Origin of the sequence: Kineococcus indalonis, assembly GCF_009906395.1 — a bacterium.
GTDB classification, from domain to species: domain Bacteria; phylum Actinomycetota; class Actinomycetes; order Actinomycetales; family Kineococcaceae; genus Kineococcus; species Kineococcus indalonis.
The window spans coordinates 1-1,924 of sequence record NZ_JAAALM010000653.1 but is presented as its reverse complement, the minus strand read 5'-3'; the positions used below and the strand labels follow the sequence as shown (position 1 = coordinate 1,924).

At 74.2% G+C, this 1,924-nt stretch carries 2 protein-coding genes; both read right to left on the bottom strand.

Annotated elements, in window-relative coordinates; genetic code table 11:
- Positions 1–65 precede the first annotated feature (65 nt).
- Entirely contained in the window at positions 66–842 is a 777-nt protein-coding gene (locus tag GTR00_RS19950) for an amino acid ABC transporter ATP-binding protein (protein ID WP_323132632.1), read from the bottom strand.
- Complete coding sequence (locus GTR00_RS19945) at positions 839–1,807, bottom strand: amino acid ABC transporter permease (protein WP_166613287.1); 969 nt, start codon at positions 1,805–1,807, stop codon at positions 839–841. Before GTR00_RS19945 ends, GTR00_RS19950 begins: the two co-directional genes overlap by 4 nt.
- Positions 1,808–1,924: the final 117 nt, after the last annotated feature.

Here is a 1,924-nt window from a genome sequence, read left to right as displayed (position 1 = left end):
CCCGGCGGTTCCGGGCAGGCGGGTGGGGCGGTCCGGCGGCGCCGGACCGCGCGGCAGGGGGCGGGTCAGAGGACCTTGGCGAGGAAGGCGCGGGTCCGCTCGTGGCGCGGGGCGTCCAGGACCTGGGCGGCCGTGCCCTCCTCGGCCACGACCCCCTCGTGCATGAACAGCACCCGGTCGGCGACCTCGCGGGCGAACCCGATCTCGTGGGTGACCACGACCATCGTCGTGCCGGCCGCCGCCAGGTCGCGGATGACGTCGAGCACCTCGCCGACCAGCTCCGGGTCCAGGGCCGAGGTGGGCTCGTCGAACAGGACGAGGGAGGGCTTCAGCGCCAGCGCGCGGGCGATGGCCACCCGTTGCTGCTGGCCGCCGGACAGGCGCCGCGGGTACTCGCCCTCCTTGTCGGCCAGGCCGACCCGCGCCAGCAGCGCCCGCGCCTCGGGCACGACCTCCGCGCGCTTGCGGCGCTGCGCCGACAGCGGCGCCTCCACGACGTTCTCCAGCACCGTCAGGTGCGGGAAGAGGTTGAAGTGCTGGAAGACGAACCCGATGCCGGAGCGCTGGCGCAGCACCTCCCGCTCGTGCAGCTCCCGCAGGTGCCGGCCGGACCGCCGGTACCCGATGAGCTCGCCGTTCACCTCCACCACGCCGGCGTCGACCTTCTCCAGGTGGTTGACGGTCCGCAGCAGCGTCGACTTCCCCGACCCGGAGGCGCCCAGGACGACGGTCACGGTGCCGGCGCGCACGGTCAGGTCGACCCCGCGCAGCACCTCCAGGGCGCCGAAGCGCTTGTGCACGCCCTCCAGCCGGACCACCGGCGTTTCCAGGACGGTGCTCACCGGGGGACCTCCGATCGACGGGTGCGCCGGGCGCGGACGGTGCGGGCCCACCGCAGCAGCGCCGGCTCCTGGTGCGTGCGGGAACTGCCCCGGCCGTAGTGGCGCTCGACGACCCACTGCAGCGCGGACAGCACGGTGGTGAGGACGAAGTACCACACGGCCGCGACGAGCAGCAGCGGGATCACCTGCCCGGTCCGGTTGTAGACGACCTGCACCTGGTAGAAGAGCTCGGGCAGCGCCATGACGTAGACCACCGAGGTCCCCTTGAGCAGGCCGATGACCTCGTTGCCCGTGGTGGGCACGATGATGCGCAGGGCCTGCGGGAGCTGGATGCGCCAGAACTGCCGGGCCCGCGGGATGCCGAGCGCGGCGGCGGCCTCGCGCTGGCCGGGGTCCACCGCCAGGAAGCCGGAGCGGACGATCTCGGCGAAGTACGCCGCCTGGTGCAGCCCCAGGCCCAGGAACGCGGCGGTCACCGGGCCGATGAGGTCCTGGGTGGAGAAGCTGACGAACTGCGGCCCGAAGGGGACGCCCAGGCCGATGCGCTCGTACAGGATCGCCAGGTTGTACCAGAACAGCAGCTGGAGGATCAGCGGCACCGAGCGGAACACGCTGATGTACGCGAAGCTGACCGCCCTCAGCAGCGGGTTCGACGACATCCGCATCAGCGCCAGCACGGTGCCCAGCACCAGCCCGATCGCCGTGCCCACCAGGGTCAGCCGCACCGTCAGCCACAGCGAGTCCAGGATCGTCGCGGAGAAGAGGAACTCGCCCACGGTGGGCCAGTCCCACGCCGGGTTGGTCACCAGGGCGTTGACGGCCATCGCGGCGAGCACCGCGACGGCGGCGGTGGCCAGCCAGCGCCAGGGGTGGCGCGCGGGCAGGACGCGGACCGCGGCCGTGGGGCCGCCGCCCGCGGGGGCGGGCCACGCGCTCGGCGCGGGCTCGGAGGTGCGGATCGTCATGGGTGCTTCCTCGGGGAGGGCCCGCGCCGGCGGCGGGCTGGACCGGTTCCTGCACCGACCGCCGGGCGCGGTGGCGCCGGGCGCGACGGCGTCGGGCGAGGGGGAGGGGGAGGGGGA

Bases quoted from the DNA above. Each gene is read 5' to 3' on its own strand.
- GTR00_RS19945 (WP_166613287.1), bottom strand. From the start codon at position 1,807: ATGACGATCCGCACCTCCGAGCCCGCGCCGAGCGCGTGGCCCGCCCCC.